Annotated in this window: 16 protein-coding genes and 1 tRNA gene; 9 read left to right on the forward strand and 8 right to left on the reverse strand. The window is 72.4% G+C overall.

Annotation, left to right across the window (positions count from 1 at the left end; translation table 11 throughout):
* Positions 1 to 5: 5 nt before the first annotated feature.
* Positions 6 to 677 (forward strand): two-component system response regulator PhoP, encoded by a 672-nt coding sequence (gene phoP / locus CP968_RS18400; protein ID WP_465270294.1) that lies wholly within the window; start codon positions 6 to 8, stop codon positions 675 to 677.
* A 255-nt stretch (positions 678 to 932) separates the two neighbouring features.
* Here the strand turns inward: phoP and CP968_RS18405 are convergent, their stop codons facing one another.
* On the reverse strand, positions 933 to 1,586 hold the full coding sequence (locus CP968_RS18405) for a DUF461 domain-containing protein (RefSeq protein WP_150519046.1): 654 nt from the start codon (positions 1,584 to 1,586) through the stop codon (positions 933 to 935).
* A 645-nt stretch (positions 1,587 to 2,231) separates the two neighbouring features.
* Here CP968_RS18405 and CP968_RS18415 point away from each other — a divergent pair.
* From CP968_RS18415 to CP968_RS18440, 6 genes are all read left to right on the forward strand, one after another.
* Positions 2,232 to 2,714: a CarD family transcriptional regulator gene (locus CP968_RS18415; protein WP_003953493.1), complete on the forward strand. Its 483-nt coding sequence runs from the start codon at positions 2,232 to 2,234 to the stop codon at positions 2,712 to 2,714.
* A gap of 340 nt (positions 2,715 to 3,054) precedes the next feature.
* On the forward strand, positions 3,055 to 3,801 hold the full coding sequence (gene ispD / locus CP968_RS18420) for a 2-C-methyl-D-erythritol 4-phosphate cytidylyltransferase (protein WP_150519047.1): 747 nt from the start codon (positions 3,055 to 3,057) through the stop codon (positions 3,799 to 3,801).
* Complete coding sequence (gene ispF, locus CP968_RS18425; RefSeq protein WP_150519048.1) at positions 3,791 to 4,306, forward strand: 2-C-methyl-D-erythritol 2,4-cyclodiphosphate synthase; 516 nt, start codon at positions 3,791 to 3,793, stop codon at positions 4,304 to 4,306. The genes ispD and ispF overlap by 11 nt, the downstream gene beginning before the upstream one ends.
* Positions 4,307 to 4,411: 105 nt before the next feature.
* Positions 4,412 to 5,812, forward strand: coding sequence for a cysteine--tRNA ligase (cysS, locus tag CP968_RS18430; RefSeq protein ID WP_150519049.1), 1,401 nt, complete (start codon positions 4,412 to 4,414; stop codon positions 5,810 to 5,812).
* Between the two features lie 95 nt (positions 5,813 to 5,907).
* The gene (gene rlmB / locus CP968_RS18435; protein ID WP_150519050.1) at positions 5,908 to 6,879 is read left to right on the forward strand and encodes a 23S rRNA (guanosine(2251)-2'-O)-methyltransferase RlmB; all 972 of its coding nucleotides are present in this window, start codon (positions 5,908 to 5,910) and stop codon (positions 6,877 to 6,879) included.
* Positions 6,880 to 7,020: 141 nt separating this feature from the next.
* Positions 7,021 to 8,544: a DoxX family protein gene (locus tag CP968_RS18440; protein WP_150519051.1), complete on the forward strand. Its 1,524-nt coding sequence runs from the start codon at positions 7,021 to 7,023 to the stop codon at positions 8,542 to 8,544.
* A gap of 170 nt (positions 8,545 to 8,714) precedes the next feature.
* Here the strand turns inward: CP968_RS18440 and CP968_RS18445 are convergent, their stop codons facing one another.
* From CP968_RS18445 to CP968_RS18455, 3 genes are all read right to left on the reverse strand, one after another.
* Positions 8,715 to 9,482: a nucleotidyltransferase family protein gene (locus CP968_RS18445; protein WP_150519052.1), complete on the reverse strand. Its 768-nt coding sequence runs from the start codon at positions 9,480 to 9,482 to the stop codon at positions 8,715 to 8,717.
* Between the two features lie 28 nt (positions 9,483 to 9,510).
* Complete coding sequence (locus CP968_RS18450; protein ID WP_150519053.1) at positions 9,511 to 9,924, reverse strand: hypothetical protein; 414 nt, start codon at positions 9,922 to 9,924, stop codon at positions 9,511 to 9,513.
* Between the two features lie 298 nt (positions 9,925 to 10,222).
* Positions 10,223 to 11,311 carry an ABC transporter ATP-binding protein gene (locus tag CP968_RS18455; RefSeq protein ID WP_150519054.1) on the reverse strand — a complete coding sequence of 363 codons (1,089 nt, stop codon included), beginning with the start codon at positions 11,309 to 11,311 and terminating at the stop codon, positions 10,223 to 10,225.
* A 241-nt stretch (positions 11,312 to 11,552) separates the two neighbouring features.
* Between CP968_RS18455 and CP968_RS18460 the strand changes: the two genes are divergently transcribed.
* Together CP968_RS18460 and CP968_RS18465 are read left to right on the forward strand one after the other, a co-directional pair.
* Positions 11,553 to 11,627 (forward strand) — tRNA-Thr (locus CP968_RS18460).
* Between the two features lie 98 nt (positions 11,628 to 11,725).
* The gene (locus CP968_RS18465; protein ID WP_229885940.1) at positions 11,726 to 12,139 is read left to right on the forward strand and encodes a hypothetical protein; all 414 of its coding nucleotides are present in this window, start codon (positions 11,726 to 11,728) and stop codon (positions 12,137 to 12,139) included.
* Positions 12,140 to 12,223: 84 nt separating this feature from the next.
* Here CP968_RS18465 and CP968_RS18470 read toward each other — a convergent pair whose 3' ends face one another.
* The 4 genes from CP968_RS18470 to CP968_RS18485 form a co-directional block, all read right to left on the reverse strand.
* On the reverse strand, positions 12,224 to 13,450 hold the full coding sequence (locus tag CP968_RS18470) for a hypothetical protein (protein WP_150519055.1): 1,227 nt from the start codon (positions 13,448 to 13,450) through the stop codon (positions 12,224 to 12,226).
* Entirely contained in the window at positions 13,447 to 14,352 is a 906-nt protein-coding gene (locus CP968_RS18475) for a hypothetical protein (protein ID WP_208835989.1), read from the reverse strand. Before CP968_RS18475 ends, CP968_RS18470 begins: the two co-directional genes overlap by 4 nt.
* A gap of 447 nt (positions 14,353 to 14,799) precedes the next feature.
* On the reverse strand, positions 14,800 to 16,191 hold the full coding sequence (locus tag CP968_RS18480) for an NAD(P)/FAD-dependent oxidoreductase (protein ID WP_150519057.1): 1,392 nt from the start codon (positions 16,189 to 16,191) through the stop codon (positions 14,800 to 14,802).
* 198 nt (positions 16,192 to 16,389) lie between these two features.
* The gene (locus CP968_RS18485; protein WP_150519058.1) at positions 16,390 to 17,121 is read right to left on the reverse strand and encodes a class I SAM-dependent methyltransferase; all 732 of its coding nucleotides are present in this window, start codon (positions 17,119 to 17,121) and stop codon (positions 16,390 to 16,392) included.
* Between the last annotated feature and the right edge of the window lie 22 nt (positions 17,122 to 17,143).

Here is a 17,143-nt window from a genome sequence, read left to right on the forward strand (position 1 = left end):
CCCGAGTGCTCGTCGTCGAGGATGAGGAATCCTTCAGCGACGCCCTGTCCTACATGCTCCGCAAGGAGGGCTTCGAGGTCGCCATCGCCGCGACCGGGCCCGACGGGCTGGACGAGTTCGAGCGCAACGGCGCCGACCTCGTCCTCCTCGACCTGATGCTCCCCGGACTGCCCGGCACCGAGGTCTGCCGGCAACTGCGCGGCCGCTCCAACGTCCCCGTGATCATGGTGACCGCCAAGGACAGCGAGATCGACAAGGTCGTCGGGCTGGAGATAGGAGCCGACGACTACGTGACGAAGCCCTTCTCCTCGCGGGAGCTGGTCGCCCGCATCCGCGCGGTCCTGCGCCGCCGCGGCGAGCCGGAGGAGGTCACTCCGGCCGCCCTCGAAGCGGGCCCCGTACGGATGGACGTCGACCGCCACGTGGTCACCGTCGCCGGCGGCAAGGTCGACCTCCCCCTGAAGGAGTTCGACCTGCTGGAGATGCTGCTGCGCAACGCGGGCCGCGTCCTGACCCGCATGCAGCTGATCGACCGGGTCTGGGGCGCGGACTACGTCGGCGACACCAAGACCCTCGACGTCCACGTCAAGCGCCTGCGGGCCAAGATCGAGCCGGACCCGGGCGCGCCGCGCTACCTGGTGACGGTCCGCGGCCTCGGGTACAAGTTCGAGCCGTAGGCCGTACCCCCGCGGCGTCCCGGCCCGCCGAGCCTACGGCGCGCGCCGTACGGGGCCGTCGTGGCCCCGTGCCGCCCGCCCGGCGGTGGGGGCGCGACCGGTGTGGGCCGCGGGCGCCCGCGTCACCCGCACGGGGGACGCACGGGCCCGCGGCCCGGTGCGTCCACGGGCGCGCGGGCGCGGCGCACGTACGGGGAGGGCCCCCGACCGCCTGGGGTCGGGGGCCCTCCCCGTACGTGCGCGTGTCGCGCGGGATCAGTGCCCGGCGGCGTGCGAGGCCGTGCCGGACGGGGTGCCCGAGGGGCTGCCCGTGGCCGCACCGGACGGCGTGCCCGACGCGCTGCCCGACGGCGTGCCCGAGGCGCCGCCGGACGGGGTGGCGCCGGAGGCCGGGGCGCCGGTCGGACCGTAGGCCGCGTACATGCCGGTGGCCGGGACGACGAAGGCCTGGAGGGCGACGTCACCGGTGCTGCTGAGCTTGAAGACGACGTCCTGGGCGTCGCCGTTCTTCGCGGCCTCGGCGCCCTCGTCGATCTGGGCGGAGGCGTTGCCCTTGCCGCCCAGCACCACGGAACCGCCGGCCGGCACGGTGATCTTGCCGCTGCCCTCGGCCGGCTTGAGCACGACCTTGGCCCTGCCGCCCGCGACGACGATGTCGTCGAGGGTCTCCGCCTTGGTGCCGGAGTTGAAGACCGTCGCCGAGACGGCGGCCGGGCCCTTCTTGTCCTTCGTGCCCTGGGTGATCACCAGAGCGTTCTGGATCTGGATCTCGCCCTTGGTGATGGCGGCGTTGTCCGGCTTGATCTGGAGGGTCTGAGCGTCATTGCCCGCACCGCACGCGGCCAGCGAGGCGATCGAGAACACGACGGCGGTGGCGGCGAGGGCGCCGCGTCGAAGGCTGCGGCTCACGGCGGCGGCATCTCCTTGGACGAACGGAAGGGGAGGGTGGGCGCTCGGAACGGCCGAGGTAAAGCCGCTCTAAGGGTGTGTCAGCGGGCTTAGGTTACCGAGCCGCCGCCCCGGCCCCGCACCCGACCCTCCGCAGCGGGCCCGCCGCCCTCGGACGCCCCGCGATCTCGCATTCCGTCCACCGGGACTCCGCGCCCGCGATCACCGGCGGATCGCCGCGCGATCACCGGCCGGTCCGCGCCCGATCCCGGCCGATCACGAACGGCCGGGATATCGCGCACCGCCGTGCGGTGATCAATTCCGGGATTCCTTCGAACGCAGGCCGGTGATCAATTCCCGATTGGGCCGGAACCCGTGCCGCGCGGGCGCCCGCCAGTCGAACGGAGTAGTCGGTTTTCCCGACTCCGAACCGCCCAAAACGGGACGTACGTCACACCGGTGGGAGTCCCGGACAGGTGTAGCGTGGCCCTTTCGCCCGGTCCGTACAGCGCCCCCGACCTGCGAAGACCCCCTTCCGGAAGCCTTCCGCAGCACGTTCGTGTCTGTGTTGTCAAGCCCCGAGATGGGCCCTGACCTGCGAAAACGCCATTCATAACGGTCAGTTCTCGTGTTACCCTGGATAGCCACGGAAGGGGTACCTGTCACATGACGTTCAAGGTTGGCGACACCGTGGTCTATCCCCATCACGGGGCCGCGCTGATCGAGGCCATTGAGACTCGTCAGATCAAAGGCGTGGACAAGACCTACTTGGTGCTCAAGGTCGCCCAGGGCGACCTGACGGTACGTGTGCCTGCGGACAATGCGGAGTTCGTCGGTGTTCGCGACGTAGTCGGCCAGGACGGGCTGGACCGGGTCTTCGAGGTGCTTCGCGCACCGTACGCCGAAGAGCCGACGAACTGGTCCCGGCGCTACAAGGCAAATCTGGAGAAGCTCGCTTCTGGCGATGTCATCAAGGTCGCCGAAGTGGTGCGTGACCTGTGGCGTCGTGAGCGCGAGCGCGGACTCTCCGCGGGTGAGAAGCGCATGCTCGCGAAGGCACGGCAGATCCTGGTCAGCGAGCTCGCGCTCGCCGAGAACACGAACGAGGACAAGGCCGAGGCCCTCCTCGACGAGGTTCTCGCGTCCTGACGCGAGCACCCCGTACCTCTGATCTCATCAGAACAGTGTTCACACAGTTGTGCCGCGGTGCCCGATGACACGACCCCCCCTCCACGGGGGGTCTGTTGCCGGGCGCTGCGGCATGTCCGTATCCGCACCTTCCCACCCGCCCGTACCCGTCATTCCCGCGCGCATGCCCGCTCGCTCCACGATCCGAGCCGCCGGGTCCGGGCAGCCGGCTCGACCGGTCACGGAAGGGGCGAGGGAGCGTCGCACCCGGCGCGTCCCCACCCTCAAGCCGGGGACGCACCCAGGGCCATACCCATGTCGGCCGAAGCCACAAACCTGGCCGCGCAACCCGGAGCCACCGATGTCTGACGAATCGCGACCGCACCGCACCGCGGCGGTCATCCCGGCCGCCGGCCGCGGCGTCCGCCTGGGCCCCGGCGCCCCCAAGGCCCTGCGGGCCCTGGGCGGCACCCCGATGCTCGTCCACGCCGTCCGTGCGATGGCCCGCTCCCGCGCGGTCTCCCTCGTGGTGGTCGTGGCGCCGCCCGAGGGCGCCGCCGAGGTGCGCCTGCTGCTCGACGAGCACACGCTCCCCGACCGCACCGAGGTCCTGGTCGTCCCGGGCGGCGAGACGCGCCAGGAGTCCGTCCGGGCCGGCCTGGACGCCCTGCCGGCCGACGTCACCTCCGTGCTCGTCCACGACGCGGCCCGCCCGCTGGTGCCCGTGGACACCGTCGACTCCGTCGTCGAGGCCCTCCGCGCCGGCGCCCCCGCCGTCGTGCCCGGGCTGCCACTGGCCGACACCGTCAAGGAGGTCGGGCCCGGTGCGCCCGGCCGCCCCGAGCCGGTCGTCGCCACGCCCGAACGGGCCCGGCTGCGCGCCGTCCAGACCCCGCAGGGATTCGACCTCCCGACCCTCCTGCGGGCCCACGCCGAGATCGCCCTGGCCGGCGAGGGCGCCACCGACGACGCCGGCATGGTGGAACGGCTCGGCGTCACCGTCGTGGTCGTCCCCGGCCACGACGAGGCCTTCAAGGTCACCCGCCCGCTCGACCTCGTCCTCGCCGAGGCCGTACTCGCCCGCAGGAGGGCCACCGATGCCTACTGACCCCTCGGTCGCCGCAGCCGCCCCGCTGATCCCGCTCGTCGGCATCGGCACCGACGTGCACGCCTTCGAGGCCGGCCGCGAGCTGTGGTGCGCGGGCCTGCTCTGGGAGGGCGAGGACGGCCTCGCCGGCCACTCCGACGGCGACGTCGCGGCCCACGCCGCCTGCGACGCCCTCTTCTCCGCCGCCGGCGTCGGCGACCTCGGCGCGCACTTCGGCACCTCCCGCCCCGAGTGGTCCGGCGCCGCGGGCGTCACGCTGCTCGCGGAGGCCGCCCGCATCGTCCGCGCCGAGGGCTTCGAGATCGGCAACATCGCGATCCAGGTGATCGGTGTGCGCCCGAAGATCGGCAAGCGGCGCGAAGAGGCACAGAAGGCGCTCGCGGCCGCCGCGGGCGCCCCCGTCTCCGTCTCCGGCACCACCACCGACGGACTGGGCCTCACCGGCCGCGCCGAAGGCCTCGCCGCCCTCGCCACCGCCCTCGTGTACCGGACGAATCGGGCCTAGTACGGCACCCGTGCCCGCCGTCGGCGACACCGCTTGCGCAACAAACGTGCCCCGCACCCCGAAAGGGTCGCGGGGCACTGCTATGCGCGCACTACCCTGGATGCCGTGACTATTCGCCTGTACGACACCAGCGCCCGGCAGATCCGCGACTTCGCCCCGCTCACAGCGGGCTGTGTCTCGATCTACCTCTGCGGCGCCACGGTGCAGGCCGCCCCGCACATCGGGCACATCCGGTCGGGCCTCAACTTCGACATGATGCGCCGCTGGTTCGAGTACCGGGGCTACGAGGTCACCTTCATCCGCAACGTCACGGACATCGACGACAAGATCATCGCCAAGTCGGCCGAGCAGCGCCGCCCGTGGTGGTCCATCGGCTACGAGAACGAGCGGGCCTTCAACGACGGCTACGCGGCGCTCGGCTGCCTGCCGCCCACCTACGAGCCCCGCGCCACCGGCCACGTCACCGAGATGGTCGAGATGATGCGCGGCCTCATCGAGCGCGGCCACGCCTACGAGTCCGAGGGCAACGTCTACTTCGACGTCACGTCGTACCCCGGCTACCTCTCGCTCTCCCGCCAGGAGCTCGACAACATCCGCCAGCCGGAGTCCACCGGCGAGACCGGCAAGCGCGACGCGCGCGACTTCGCCATGTGGAAGACGGCCAAGAACGGCGAGCCCTCCTGGGAGACCCCGTGGGGCCGCGGCCGCCCGGGCTGGCACCTGGAGTGCTCCGCGATGGCGCACAAGTACCTCGGCGAGGCCTTCGACATCCACGGCGGCGGGCTGGACCTGATCTTCCCGCACCACGAGAACGAGATCGCCCAGGCCAAGGCCTTCGGCGACGCGTTCGCGAACTACTGGGTGCACAACGCCTGGGTCACCATGTCCGGCGAGAAGATGTCCAAGTCCCTCGGGAACTCGGTGCTCGTCTCCGAGATGGTCAAGCAGTGGCGCCCGATCGTCCTGCGCTACTACCTCGGCACCCCGCACTACCGGTCGATGATCGAGTACAGCGAGGAGGCCCTGCGCGAGGCCGAGTCCGCCTTCGCCCGGATCGAGGGCTTCTACCAGCGCGTCATCGAGAAGGCCGGCAAGCCCGTCGAGCCGGCCGCCGAGGTCCCGCCCGCCTTCGCCGAGGCGATGGACGACGACCTCGGGGTGCCGCAGGCCCTCGCCATCGTCCACACCACCGTCCGCCAGGGCAACAGCGCGCTGGCCGCCGACGACAAGGACGCGGCCATCGCCCGCCTGTCCGAGGTGCGGGCCATGCTCGACGTCCTCGGCCTCGACCCGCTCGACCCGCACTGGGCCGGCGAGGCCGACCGCGGCGAGGACCTGCACGGCGCCGTCGACACGCTCGTCCGCCTCGTCCTGGAGCAGCGCGAATCCGCCCGGGCCCGCAAGGACTGGGCCACCGCCGACGCCATCCGCGACCAGCTCCAGCAGTCCGGCCTGGTCATCGAGGACAGCCCCACCGGACCCCGCTGGACGCTCGGCCCCCGCTGAGCCCACCGGAGCAGTCCGGCTGTGCCGCCCGGCGTCCCGGGCGGCACACTCTTCATACGTACACACCGCAGCACCAACGAAAACAGGTAGAAGTCATGGCCGGGAACAGCCAGCGCAGGAACCGCCGCACGTCCAACAAGAAGGGCGCGACGGTCGGCAGCGGTGGCCAGCGGCGCAAGGGCCTGGAAGGCAGGGGCCCGACGCCCAAGGCCGAGGACCGTAAGAAGCACAAGGCGAACCGCATCAGCAACGCCATGGCCCGCCAGGCCGCCAAGCGCCGCCCGGCCCCGCGCCGCGGCGGCCCCAAGGGCACCAGCGAGATGGTCGTCGGCCGCAACCCGGTCTTCGAGGCGCTGCGCGACGGCGTCCCCGCCACCACGCTCTACGTCCAGCAGTTCATCGACAACGACGAGCGCGTCCGCGAGGCCCTCCAGCTCGCCGCGGAGCGCGGCAACATCAACCTGATGGAAGCCCCGCGCCCCGAGCTCGACCGGCTGACCAACGGGCTCAACCACCAGGGCCTCGTCCTCCAGGTCCCCCCGTACGAGTACGCGCACCCCGAGGACCTCACCGCCGCCGCCTACGACAGCGGCGACGACCCGCTGATCGTGGCGCTCGACGGCGTCACCGACCCGCGCAACCTCGGTGCGATCGTCCGCTCCGTCTGCGCCTTCGGCGGCCACGGCGTGGTCATCCCCGAGCGCCGCGCCGCCGGCATGACCGCCGGTGCCTGGAAGACCTCGGCCGGCACCGCCGCCCGCACCCCGGTCGCCCGCGTCACCAACCTCACCCGCGCCCTCCAGGACTACCGCAAGGCCGGCATCACCATCGTCGGCCTCGCCGCCGAGGGCGAGCACACGGTCAACGACCTCGAAGCGCTCGCCGGCCCGGTGGTCATCGTCGTCGGCTCCGAGGGCAAGGGCCTCGGCCGCCTCGTCGGCGAGAACTGCGACTACCTCGTGCGCATCCCGATGCCGGGCGGCGCCGAGTCCCTCAACGCCGGTGTCGCCGCGGGCGTCGTGCTCTACGAGGCGGCCCGCCGCCGCGCCGACCGCGGCCGCGCCTGATCCCTTGATCCACTCGGCCCACGGAAAGTGACCCGTGCGCGTGTCACCCCGCCCCTTCCGGGCGGGGTGACTTGACCTTGACGGGTCTCGGACAGATCCCTGGTGTCAAGGCAGTGTCCTAAACACTGATCACTCGGTTAGATGAGTGTGGACACCAGAACGTCAGGGTTCGACGACCAGCCCGCGCTGAGCATGGTCAAGGTGCCGTGCGACCCCGCACAGGTCATCGTCAACCACGCCAGCTTCCGCGTGCGGCTCGCACCGAGCCCGAGCGCGCGTTCCAAGCCCGCGAACGCCCCCGGCCGCGCGCCCGTCCTCGGCGGCGCCGTGGTCGCCGCCGCCGGCGCCACCCGCAGAAGGGCCCCGGTCGTCTGGAGCGGCAGGTCCGCCCCGGGCGACTCCGCCGCCATGGGCGGACTCCTCCAGGCCGTACGGGAGGCCGGGCGCGGCCAGGGCGAGTACGACGGCGGCGCCACCCAGACCATCCCCCGCGTCGACCTCGCGCAGGACCTCGCCGACGACACCCTGGCCACGCCGACCGTCATCGGCCAGCGCAGCTACGGGGACCCGGACGAGACCCGCTCGCTGGCCGCCGTGCGCGACCTGCCGTACGGGGAGCAGCCGCCCGGCGCCGACGCCCGGCGCGGCTCCGCGGACGCCCGCGCCCAGGCCTCGTACTACCCCGGCCGCCGGATGAACCTCGGCGTCGTGCTGCTCCCGCTGCGCGTCTTCCTCGGCTTCATCTGCGTCTACGCCGGCATGGGCAAGCTGTGCGACCCCGTCTACTTCGACGGCGGCGAGCGCGGCTCCATGGTCACCTGGCTGCGGACCCTGCACCCGTGGGCCCTCGCCGAGCCGCTTCGCGACTTCGCGCTCGCGCACCCGGTGGGCGCCGGCCTCAGCGTCGCGTTCCTCCAGGTCATCGTCGGCGTGCTGACGGTCTTCGGCCTCTGGCAGCGGTTCGCCGCCTGCTTCGGGGCGCTGCTCTCCGCGGCCCTGCTGATGACGGTGAGCTGGAAGACCGTACCGGCGTACGACGCGCCCGACATCATCTACCTCGCCGCCTGGAGCCCGCTGATCATCGCGGGCGCCCCGGTCTACTCCCTCGACGGGCGGCTGGCGGGCGAGGCGTGGCGCACGCTCGGGCCGCGCTCCGAGGTCTGGCGGCTGCGGCGGCGGGTCCTGCGGCGCGGGGCGGTCATGGCCACCGTGGTCTGCGGGCTCACCCTCCTCATCGGTTCGCTGCTGGGCGGCGCGGTCCGTTCCAGCACCGTGGTGACGGTGCCCGGGCCGGGCGAGCCCCCGAGCAACTACCTGCCGGGCCAGCCGCTGCCGCAGCCGCCCGTGCGGCAGCAGCCCACGCGGGCCCCGGCCAAGGCGGGCCAGCCCACCGCGTCGGCCACCGCGTCGGCCACGGCCTCCGAGCCGCCCGCCAAGTCCGGCAAGGGCGCCTCCGGCGGGCCCGCGCGGGAGACCGCCGGGACCGGTGCGCAGTCGCCCAGCGCGACGAAGGGCGCCACCGGCCGGCAGCCCAGCCCGCGGAGCACCCCGCGGCAGTCCACCCCGCAGAAGCCGCCGTCCTCCTCGTCGGGGAGCAGCGGCGGGAGCGGCGGCGGGACGGCCCCGGCGAAGAAGCCGGGCCTGGTCGGCGGACTCCTCGGCTGAGCCCGCGGCGCGGCACCGGACCTCCGGTGCCGCGGGCGGAGCAGGGGCCCGGCGCGCGAGAGCGCGCCGGGCCCTTCGGCGTGCGGGGGGGGGTGTTGGCGGTGCCCGTGGGGTGGGGGCGGGCGCCGGTCGGGTGCGGGGGGCTCGGGCGCCCGGTTGGGGGCGAGGGCTCAGGCGCCCGGCTGGGCGGCCAACTCCCGGGCGGCCTCGGTGAGGTCCTTCGCGGTGTCGATCGCCCGCCAGTAGGCCCCCTGCGGCAGCGGGAAGCCGGCCAGGCGGCGCTCGCGGGCCAGCCGCGGGAACGTGGTCCGCTCGTGGTCGCCCAAGTCCGGCAGCAGCGCCGCGAATTCGGGGCCGAAGACGTACACGCCCGCGTTCACCGGATACGGCGACGGCGGTGCCTCGATGAAGTCCAGCACCTGGCCGAACTCGTTGGTCTCGACGACCCCCCACGGGATGCGCGGCCGGGCCAGTGCCAGCGTCGCGGTCGCCCCGCGCTCGGCGTGGAAGGCGGCCATCTCGCGCAGGGAGAACCGCGTCCAGATGTCGCCGTTCGTCGCGTACCAGGAGCGGTCCGGGTACGGGAGGTGGCGGGCGGCGTACTTGAGGCCGCCACCGCGCCCCAGCGGCTCCTCCTCGACCACCGTGGTCACCCGGAGCGGCAACCGCGCCCCGGCCAGCCACTCCTGGAGCACGCCGGCGAGGTGCCCGCAGGACACCACCGCGTCGGTGACGCCCTCCGAGGCCAGCCAGGCCAGCTGGTGCCCGATGATCGGCACCCCGGTCCCCGGGATCTCGACCATCGGCTTGGGCCGGTCGTCCGTGTACGGCCGCAGCCGCGAGCCCTGGCCGCCCGCCAGGACGACTGCCTGGACGGGTGCGGCGGGGAACGCGGCTGCGGAACCGGTCGGTTGGGAGGCGGGATCTACGTCGGTCATGGTGGCCAGCGTAGGGACGCTGCGGGCGTCAGCCCATGGAGGCGACACCGGAGGCGTACGAGGTGTCGCAGACGGGCCGCGCGAAGGACTGCGCCTTCGTCGGGCCGTACGCGTCCACGGCGGCGCGCCCCAACGCCCGGGCGATCCCGACGCAGTGGTCGGCGAGCGAGGGCCTGCGGTCCACCTCCTGCTGGAGGTGGGTGAGGACCTCGCTCGGCTCCTCGCCCTGCTGGAGCTCGCCCAGCAACTTGTCGCGGAGCACCTCGTGCGCGGCACGCGGCTTCGCGGGGACGGAGACGTCCTCGGCGGAGGCGGTCAGGATCTGGGAGGAGGAAGTGTCCGCCCAGGGAACCATGGTGACCGCGAGCGTCCCGGACAGGACCAGGACGACGGGCAGGACCAGGGCGAGGGAACGGCCGATACGGCGGGCAGTATGGGTCACGAGGGCGAGAGTAGCGCTCGGTGAAGATTTGGCGACATTTAGTCACCCGGTCGGGGGATGGTTCGACGTGGCTTTTCGAATCGGGTGTTGACGAGCGCGGCCGAATGGCCCGGTCTGCCGGGGTTCCTGAGGGCCGGGCGCACCGCCGCGGGAGCTCCCGCGGCGGCCGGGGAACGCCGAAGGGGCGCCCCCGGGAGGAGGGCGCCCCAGCACGGCGGACCGGGCAACGGGCCCGGTCGATGGGCCTAGGTCGTCTCTTTCGGATCTTGCGGGCCCGGCAAGATCCGAAAGAGACGGCCTAGTTGGACAGGCGGGCGCCGGAGGAGGTCGAGAACACGTGGATCTCGTCGGCCCGCGGCACCACGTGCAGCTCCGAACCCTTCTCGGGCACCTGGCGGCCGCCCACGCGGACCACGAGGTCCTGCGAGCCCTCGGCGGCGGAGGTGGAGCCGTAGACGTAGCCGTCGGCGCCGAGCTCCTCGACGACGTTCACGGTGATCGTCAGGCCGCCGCTCCCGGCGATGTCGAAGTGCTCCGGACGCACGCCGACCGTGACGGTGCGGTCGCCGGCGTCGGCCGCGGCGGACAGCGCCTCGCGGGACACCGGGACGACGCTGTCGCCGAACTTCACGCCGCCGTCGGTGATCGGGACCTCGACCAGGTTCATGGCGGGGGAGCCGATGAAGCCGGCGACGAAGAGGTTCGCGGGCCGGTCGTACATGTTGCGCGGGGTGTCGACCTGCTGGAGCAGACCGTCCTTGAGGACCGCGACCCGGTCGCCCATGGTCATGGCCTCGACCTGGTCGTGGGTGACGTAGACGGTGGTGATGCCGAGGTCGCGCTGGAGGGCGGCGATCTGCGTACGGGTCGAGACGCGGAGCTTGGCGTCCAGGTTCGACAGGGGCTCGTCCATGAGGAACACCTGCGGCTTGCGGACGATGGCGCGGCCCATGGCGACGCGCTGGCGCTGGCCGCCGGAGAGCGCCTTCGGCTTGCGGTCGAGGTACTGGGTGAGGTCCAGCATCTTGGCCGCGTCCTCGACCTTGCGGCGGATGGTGGCCTTGTCCTCGCCGGCGATCTTGAGCGCGAAGCCCATGTTGTCGGCGACGGACATGTGCGGGTAGAGCGCGTAGTTCTGGAACACCATCGCGATGTCCCGGTCCTTGGGCGGCAGGTGCGTGACGTCGCGCTCACCGATGCGGATGGCGCCGCCGTTGACGTCCTCCAGGCCGGCGAGCATGCGCAGCGAGGTGGACTTGCCGCAGCCGGAGGGGCCGACGAGGACGAGGAACTCGCCGTCCTCGATCTCCAGCTCCAACTGGTCGACGGCGGGCTTGTCGCCGCCGGGGTACAGGCGGGTCGCCTTGTCGAAAGTCACAGAAGCCATGGGGAGGCATCCCTTCTACCGGCAGGAACGTGCCGGACGATCCGAGTGGAAGGTCTAGTCCAGTCACTGGACTCCGCCCGACGCTACCGTCCGATCCGCCTCCTGTCAGCACCCCCGCCCGCACGACTTCGCACTCCGTACGATCCGCCGACCGGCTGGGGTGGGTTCCCCCGGGGTTCCCCGCGGCGGGGAAAGGCGATGGCTCGGGGATTCGGCCGCTGTGTAGAGTGAGTGCGGCCCCGCCTCCTTAGCTCAGTCCGGCCAGAGCAACGCACTTGTAATGCGTAGGTCGTCGGTTCGAATCCGACAGGGGGCTCTGGTGAAATCCCAGCTCAGATGGTTTCTGAGCTGGGATTTCTGGTTTCGGGCCCGAGACGGCGGCCGGTGCCCGGGCTCTCGCCGGTCGTCGGTGGAGTGGGTCTGAAGGCAGCCGACGTGATCGCCCTGTGGGACAAGAAGCAGTTCCTCGGCCTGGGAGTGATCTCCGAGATCGAGACGGGCAGCGAGGCCAAGACGCTGTACTCCTGTCCCGAGTGCAAGAAGGCCGACTTCAAGCGGCGCAGGCGGCTGAAGCCGACCTGCGTGTGCAACAGGTGCGGCGCCCGCTTCGAGGAACCGGGCAGCAAGACCAAGACGGTCACCACCTATCGTTCCCGGCACGGGGAAACCTGGATGGACGGCCGCGGCCTGCTGACCGGCCCGGAACTGCGGGCCCTGTGCGACTCGCCCCGCTCCCAGCTCAGCCTGCGGCCGGCCCGCTGGGAGAAGCTGCGCGACGCCCTCTTGGCTCGCGAGGAGATCGACTTCGAGGGCGTGGACACCTCCTGACGCCCTCGGCCCGGAGCCGCGCGAAAGCCCCGGCTCGGACCGTGTCCGAGCCGGGGCTTCGTCATGCGGTGGGTCGTGCGGGCGTCAGTCGTCCGTGTCGTCGGATTCGGAGCCCTCCTCGGGGGCCTCGCTGGCGATGAAGCCCTCGTCGAGCTCCGGGCCGTGCTTGAGGAGGATCTCGTAGACCTGGTGAGCGGCGCTCCGGGCGCGCTCCCACTCCTCGTACGTGCCGAACGGGTGGGGCGGGGGCGAGACCGGCGAGTCCTTCAGCGACGTCGCGGCGTCCAGCGCGATGTCCAGGGCGGAGTTGAGGCGCTCGCGGTTCTCCCGGTCGCGGTCCTCGGGCGTCGCGCCCTGGTTCCTGGCCTTGCGGGTGGCCTGCTGCTTGAGGAAACCGGCCAGGGCCTTGGCAGGGTTCGCGATCTCGTAGAGACGCCACTCCGTCAGCCGCTCCGGACTGCGCGTCTCGCGGGTGTCCCCGGTGATGACCAGGGTGCCGTCCTGGTTCACGACGGGGATCTTGTACTCGTGGGCCGGCCGTGTCGGATCCCAGTGCTCCCAGGCGGCAGCGAGCATGCGCAGGCCGTGCTCGCTGCTCGCCAGGTCCGTGAGGATGGCGGGCGGCGAACCACGGAACGGAGCGCTTCCCTCGTAGAACTTCGATTCGCGGTCGCGCGTGAGGTAGCCGTCCATCATCAGGGCGAAACCGCCGCCGATCATCAACGTGATGCGCGCGTTGCGATGGCCGGCGACGGCCAGCTCCAGCAGTTCCGGCAGGGGCACGTAGACCGGGGCCCAAGGCCGCCCCACCACGTCCTCGGTGAGGAAACCGCCGTCGCCGAAGGCGTTGCGGGCGGTCTGGAGGGTGGACGGCCTTCGTACGCCCGGCTCCTTGCGGTTCTTCGGCTGGCGCACGTCCCGGTCGACCATGACGCCGAGCATGAAGCTGAACTGCTTGGTGGTGACCGCCCGGCGGGCCATGATGTTGCGGATCTCGAACTTGGTGTTGCCGAAGGCCGAGCCGGCGGTGAGTCGGAAGGTGGTGTAGACGCAGCGCCAGACGGGCGACGGGTCCGGGCAGCGGAAGACGGCGGGGAGGTGCGCGAGCGGGGTCAACCCCGTGATGACGTCGGCCTCCTCGCGGCCCAGCTCGCCGCCGATGACCAGGGCGTCGATGGTCTGGTTGCCGATGTTGTGCCACATCGCGTCGGGCGTCCACGGGTTCTTTTCGAGGTGCTCGCCGGCGACGAGGCCCTCGACCATCCCGACGAACGACATGCCGTGCGTCTGCTTCATGGGCTGTGCGGTCACAGGTTGACCTCCGTGTCGTCGCCGTTGCGCGCCCCGACGACCAGGCGTACGGGCACCGTCGCGGCCTGGCCGACGCGCACCACCTCGTCCGACAGGCCGCGCTGGTAGGCGGCGTTGTACGCGGCGACCTCGTCGCGGATGGAGCGGCGCAGTGACGCCGGGTCGCGCAGCAGGTCCTCGACGACCGCGTCGGCGGCGCCGGCGACGCTCTTGCCCGTCCGCGTCTTGGCCGCGGACGACAGCCGCGAGATGCCGTCCACGACGACGGGGACGAGCCGGGAAGGCGAGTCGTCGGCGAAGGTGACCCGGACGAGGATGACCAGCAGCGGTTCGGACACGCCGCGCTGCATGATCGAGTCGGAGTAGTCGGCCTTGGGGACGCCGAGCGTGCCCGTGACGGTCTCGCGGACCAGGTTCGCGAGCTCCTGGGGGTTCGCGAACTCGCAGCGAGCCTGCGCCAACGGTCCGTCGTCGTCGGAGTCGTCCAGCAGCTTCGGCGCCGGCACGGCCAGGGACAGGGCAGCGATCCGCGGCTGGTAGAGCGGGTAGAGCATCCGCGTCCAGGCGCGGCACTCGATGACGTACAGGGAGCCGCCCGGAACGGCGATCTCGCTCATCAGCGACACCCCGTTCGGCTGCTCGGTGACCAGCAGCGCGGCCCGCTCCGGCTCGACCTGGAGCGCGGCGGCCGCCTTGCGCGCCTCCTCGCTGAGGTTGGTCAGCGGATTCTTGGCCAGCCGGGTGGCGACCTTGCGCAGCGCACCGGTCTCGGGGACGTCCGGGAGCGGGGACGGCCGGCGGGTGATGCTGAGCTCGTGCAGGTTCGGGTCGGTCGTCGAGGTGAGACTGACGTGCGGCTGCGAGAGCTGGGATTCCTGGAAGAGGGGGATGTTTGCGGTCACTGGCTCGAAGTCCATCGTGACACCACCGTGCGCAGCCGAGTGCTGAGCCGGCTTCGGCGAAGCGACACCAGAGGTGAGAGTTCGTCCGCCCACGAAGGGGACCGCAGCCCGACGGCTTGCGATGTGCTCCGTGGCGCCTGCCGCACGTGTTCTCGCCGAACCTTCACCGTGGTCCCGCCGAGGCCCTTTGGCCGAGACGTTCCTACGGGTCGTAGTGCCCCGGAGGGGGCCACCCGGATTTGGTGGTCCAGGTGTGCGCGCGGAGAAGTCGATGCAGATCGACGCCCTCCATGGATACCCGAGGGACGTGTGATGCGTCAACACGTGTCCCGTGTTTCACTCCAACCACGTTTTTCACAAGCAGATGTGATGCGTGGTCAGGAAGGTCGGGGCCCGGGGCGGGGCGCGTACGCCCCGCCAACCAGGGCCGTACGTCGGTGGGTTCGGTCAGTGGCGGCCCGTGATGCGGTTCGCCAGGGTGGCCAGGGGGGTGGTCGTCGGGCGGTGGGTGGTGGCTTCGCGGCGGTCCGCCTCGCGGTAGGCGGCGTACAGGGCGTGGACGCCGAGCCAGCGGAAGGGTTCCGGTTCCCAGCGGCGGACGCGGTGGCCGACCCAGGGCAGGGCGGTCAGGTCCGTGGTCTCGCCGAGGACCAGGTCGCGCAGGGTGCGGCCGGCGAGGTTGGCGGTGGCGACGCCCGAGCCGACGTAACCGCCCGCCCAGCCGAGGCCCGTGGCGCGGTCCAGGGTGACCGTGGCGCACCAGTCGCGGGGGACGCCGAGGACGCCGGACCAGGCGTGGGTGATCTCGGTGCCGGCGAGGGCCGGGAAGAAGGAGGTCAGCAGGTCCGTCAGGGCGGTGACGGTGGCCGGTTCGGTGCGGCCGGTGTTCTCGGCGGCGGCCGCGCGGGAGCCGAAGCGGTACGGGACGCCGCGGCCGCCGATCGCGATGCGGTCGTCGGCGGTGCGCTGGGCGTACATGTACGCGTGGGCCATGTCGCCGAGGGTCGCGCCGTCGGACCAGTTGAGGGTCTCCCACACCGACGCGGGCAGCGGGGCCGTCACGATCATCGAGGAGTTCATCGGGAGCCACGAGCGCTTCTGGCCCTTGAGCGCGGCGGTGAACCCCTCCGTGCAGCGCAGGACGTGGGGGGCGCGGACGGTCCCGTACGGGGTGACGGCCCTGCCGGGGCCGATCTGCGTGACGGGGGTGGACTCGTGGATGACCACGCCGAGGCGTTCGCAGGCCGCGGCCAGGCCCGTGACCAGTTTCAGGGGGTGGATCCGGGCACCGTGCGGGGTCCAGCTGGAGCCGACCGCGCCGGCGATGTCGATGCGGGCGCGGGTGGCGGTCGCGTCGAGGAGCACGCGGTCGCTCTCGCCGAAGGACAGCTCGGCGGCGTGGAAGGCCTTGAGTCGGGTGAGCTGGGCGGGGGTGCGGGCGACTTCGAGGACGCCGCCGCGGCGGATGTCGGCGTCGATGCCCTCCGCGGCGGCGGTGTCGACGACCTCGGTGACGGTGTCGTTCATGGCCCGCTGGAGGCGCAGGGCGGCTTCGTGGCCGTGGAGGGCGGCGTAGCGGTCGCGGCCGGCGATGCCGTTGTAGAGCCAGCCGCCGTTGCGGCCGGAGGCGCCGTAGCCGCAGAACTTCTGCTCCAGGACGGTGACGCGCAGGTCGGGGGCGGACTTCTTCAGGTAGTACGCGGTCCACAGGCCGGTGTAGCCGCCGCCGACGATGACGACGTCGGCCGTGGCATGGGCGGTCAGGGGGGCGCGGGGTGGGGTGGCGGGGGCGGTCGGATGGGTCGCGTACCAGAAGGAGATGCCGCCGTTGATCGTCATGGGGGAGTTGGTACACCCCTGCTCGGAGGGGTGTCCAGGGACGTGGTGTCGGGTTTCGGGGCCGGGCGGGTGGCTGGATGGGGGGTGCGGCGGGGTGGGGGGGCTCCTTAGGGTGGGGCCGGCTGTGGGGTGGGGTGTGGGTGGGTTTGGGTTGGTGTGCGTGTGCGTGTGCGCGGGGTGTGGGTGGCCGTCGGGGTTTCAGGGGGCGGGGGCTGTGGGGGCGGCCAGGTACCAGCGGGCCGGGAGGGCGACGGGGGTGCCGTCGGCGTGGGTCTCGCTCATGGCGAGCGTGAGGGCGCCTTCGTCCGCGATGTCCAGGCCGGCGCCGCGCAGCAGGGCGGCGATCTCGCCCTCGGCCACCTCGCCGGGGCGCAGGTCGTGCGTGAAGACGCTGCGGAGCTTGGCGCTGGGGCCGCCGGGCCGTTCGGCGACGGAGCGGATGACGGTCTTGGCCTCGCCGGTGGGTTCGAGGACGAGGGCGCGGCCACGGGTGCCGAGGAGGGTGGCGAGGGTGGCGACGACGCCGGGACGGTCGGCGGGGTCGCTCTGGTGGAGGACGGCGCGCATGTACGCGTTGGTGTCGCCGAGGCGGGCGTGGAGGGCGCGGGCCCCTTCCGGGTCGGAGAGGTCGAGCTGTTCGTAGGCGGCCGAGCCGGCGGGGTCGGAGCGGCGGGCGTGGGCGACGGCCGCGTGGGAGAGGTCGACGCCGACGGCGCGGGCGAAGCGGGTGGCCAGGTAGCGGGTCTGGGTGCCGTTGCCGCAGCCGAGGTCGACGATGGGCAGGGCGGGGTCGGCGTGCGGGGTCAGAAGGGTGAGGTCGCGGGCGGCGGTGAGGGCGGGGTCGGCGTCCCAGAAGGGTTCGCCGGGGGCACCGGAACTGGCTTCCCAGTAGCCGTCCCAGGCGGTGCGGTAGCGCTCGGTCGGGGGCATGTCGTGTCGGTTCCCTCGGGTG

It is taken from the genome of Streptomyces subrutilus, from assembly GCF_008704535.1.
Lineage (GTDB): Bacteria > Actinomycetota > Actinomycetes > Streptomycetales > Streptomycetaceae > Streptomyces > Streptomyces subrutilus.